This window comes from Dietzia sp. NPDC055343 (assembly GCF_053645265.1).
In genome coordinates this window covers 1-2,645 of the sequence record NZ_JBSHMJ010000104.1, presented here as the reverse complement: position 1 = coordinate 2,645, position 2,645 = coordinate 1, and the positions used below count along the sequence as shown (strand labels likewise).

Annotated in this window: 4 protein-coding genes and 2 riboswitches; all 4 genes read left to right on the top strand. The window is 64.4% G+C overall.

The features are described 5' to 3' along the window. Positions 1–62: riboswitch (guanidine-III (ykkC-III) riboswitch) on the top strand. This riboswitch is flagged as partial in the annotation. 10 nt (positions 63–72) lie between these two features. After that, complete coding sequence (locus ACWIE7_RS18715) at positions 73–387, top strand: DMT family transporter (protein WP_454070264.1); 315 nt, start codon at positions 73–75, stop codon at positions 385–387. 87 nt (positions 388–474) lie between these two features. Further along, the gene (locus ACWIE7_RS18710; protein WP_454070262.1) at positions 475–2,130 is read left to right on the top strand and encodes a DUF726 domain-containing protein; all 1,656 of its coding nucleotides are present in this window, start codon (positions 475–477) and stop codon (positions 2,128–2,130) included. 68 nt (positions 2,131–2,198) lie between these two features. Further along, on the top strand, positions 2,199–2,345 hold the full coding sequence (locus ACWIE7_RS18705; RefSeq protein WP_454070261.1) for a hypothetical protein: 147 nt from the start codon (positions 2,199–2,201) through the stop codon (positions 2,343–2,345). A gap of 9 nt (positions 2,346–2,354) precedes the next feature. Beyond that, a riboswitch (TPP riboswitch) is annotated at positions 2,355–2,452 on the top strand. Positions 2,453–2,537: 85 nt separating this feature from the next. After that, positions 2,538–2,645, top strand: a 108-nt coding sequence (locus ACWIE7_RS18700; RefSeq protein WP_454070263.1) for an SDR family NAD(P)-dependent oxidoreductase, incomplete at its 3' end; no start/stop codon positions are given.

The following is a 2,645-nucleotide window of genomic DNA, read 5'->3' as shown; positions in this document are numbered from 1 at the left end:
ACCCCGACACGGGGCCTCCGGACGAGGGGTGCCGTACCCGGTGCGCGACAAGACGGCCCGCAGGAGGCCGTCATGGCGTGGATAGTTCTTGTCTTCTCCGGTGTTCTCGAGGCCGTGTGGGCCACCGCCCTGGGCCGGTCCGAGGGCTTCACCCGGCTCGGACCGTCCGTGGTGTTCGGAGTGGCGCTGGTCGTGAGCATGGGCGGTCTCGCCTACGCGATGCGGGACCTGCCCGTGGGCACCGTGTACGCGGTCTGGGTGGGCATCGGCGCCTCGCTGACAGTGATCTACGCGATGATCACGGGCGCTGAGCCGGTGTCCGTGCTCAAGGTGGTCTTTCTGCTGATGATCGTCGGCGGCGTCGTCGGGCTGAAACTCGTCGGTTGAGGATCAACGGATCGACGGGTGGGATTACCCTTATGCGCGGTGCGGCGATCGGCGGCACACTCCCGCGTCGCATAGTGAGGCAAGTGCATGGTCATGGAAGCAATCTGGTTCGAGAAGAGTCCCGACGGGCCGTTGAAGGCTCAGGCGCGGTCGCCCAAGGGGCGCAAGCTCACCTTGACGGGGCAGCCCGGGGATCTTGAGCCGGCCGCGGAGGGCGACGTCCAACTCGTCGGCAACATGACCTTGCAACACAATCTCTGGGCGTACGCCGGCTTCCGGCAGCAGGCGTCGGAGATGGTGGACGACGAGGCGTCGTCTGCGCTTCTCAAGAAGGCAGAAGTACACGCGAAGGTCGCACAGCGTCTGACGGTCCTCATCGACGAACTCGGGAACGAATCCCGGGTCGGGTGGTGCTCCAACTGCATCGAGAAGTCGACCCACCACAAGGTGAAGAGCGCCAGCACGCAGACCTCGACTTACATCTGCGACGCCTGCGGGTCCGCCACCGACGTCTGTGTTGCACCCAGGTGTAAGAACATGGCAGTTCGCAGCCTTAACCGGGTGCATCTGCCGAGTTTCTGCGCCGAACACTCGCATACTCTCCCTAGTTTTGAGCGCGCGCGTGACCCCTTGGAGCGACTCGAGGATTTCGCCTCATTCATGGAGTACGACAAGCCCAATCTCGCGAAGGGGTCCAAGCTTGGGCTCACTGCGGTTCTTGCGGTCGGCGCGGCTTTCCCGCTCGCGCTGATGGCGGCGCCGGCGGTGGGCGGCGCGGTCGGAGTTCTGGCGTCGAAAATGGGAGCCGGCGCTGCGCTCAGTGGCGCAGCCGCGCAGAGTTTCGGTCTCGCACTCCTCGGCGGCGGCTCGGTTGCGGCCGGTGGACTGGGAATGGCCGGCGGGACAATGGTCGTCACAGCCGTCGGCGCAGCGTTGGGTGGTGCGCTGGGGGCGTCGGTGACCAACGCCTATCTGCGCGACGACAAGTCGTTCAAGCTGGAACTGTTCCGGGAGGGCTCCGGTACACCGGTGATCATCGCCCGGGGTTTCACCACCGAGGGCGATATCCAATGGTGGAAGTCGGTCGGGTTCGTTGAGCAGACGTATCCGGATCAGCCCATCTACTTCCTGCACTGGGGCTCGAAGGAACTCAACGATGTGGCCCTCCTATTAGGTTCGATCGGTGGAGCTCAGGCGGGGCGCTTCGCGGTCGGCGCCGTCGCGAGGAAAGCCAGCAAAGCTGCTGCCGGAAAACTCAGCCCGCTGATGCCGGTGATGGTCGCAACGGATCTGGCCAAGAACCCATGGCATGTGGCACGAGTTCGCGCGGACAAGACCGGAGTGATCTTGGGCGACATCCTCGCCCGATTCGAGGGCGAGGCGATCTTGGTCGGACACAGCCTCGGCGGACGGGTCATGGCGACTGCGACACAAACTCTGTCCAAAGCCAGGGCAGGCAAGAAGGTCCGGGATCTCAGAATTCTCGGGGCTGCGATCGGCCAGAAGTTCGACTGGGCATCGGTTGCATCGACCACCTCGGGGTACGTGGTCAACTACTTCTCTCGAAACGACGCGGTTCTCAGGAATGCGTACGCGGTCGCGGAAGTCGGCAGCGTCGCCGTAGGGCTCAAGGGCACCGGGTGCGAGGCTCCGAACCTCGTGGATGTCGATGTCTCAGACACGGTTCCGAACCACAACTCGTATTGGGAGAACATCACGGGTGAATGGAAGATCCGTGTATAGAACCGGCGTAGGTTCGGAGCTCGTCAAAGGTGTGAAAGTGAGCCATCTGACCGCAGAGGTACGACGGGTTGCTGGAACGCACCGCATGGAACACTGTCGATCAGCTGGGTGATTCCGCCGGGATGTACGACAAGACCGAGGACATCGTCGAGGGCATCTGTGACCGGTTCAGTGGCGTCGGCCGGGCGGCAGGGCTGCCGCGACCCCGGGTATGACCTAGGCTGGGCCGCGACACGGGGTGCCGCCCATCCGGGCAGCTGAGATCACACCCGTCGAACCTGATCTGGGTAGTTCCAGCGAAGGAATGTCGATACCGCCGCCGCGTCTCTGCGCAGGTCGGCGGGTGTGCATCGCCACCCTTCGCGGGAGCCGCCGGGAAGCGAGTGGCAGTGAATACCGGAAACAGCGTGCGTATCGACGAGCAGGTCGTCCTGGTCACCGGCGGAGCGCGGGGCCTCGGTAAGGAAATCGTGCGGGCGTTCGGGCGCGAGGGCGCGCTCGTCGTCGTCAACTAC

Bases quoted from the DNA above. Each gene is read 5' to 3' on its own strand.
- ACWIE7_RS18715 (WP_454070264.1), top strand. From the start codon at position 73: ATGGCGTGGATAGTTCTTGTCTTCTCCGGTGTTCTCGAGGCCGTGTGG.
- ACWIE7_RS18710 (WP_454070262.1), top strand. From the start codon at position 475: ATGGTCATGGAAGCAATCTGGTTCGAGAAGAGTCCCGACGGGCCGTTG.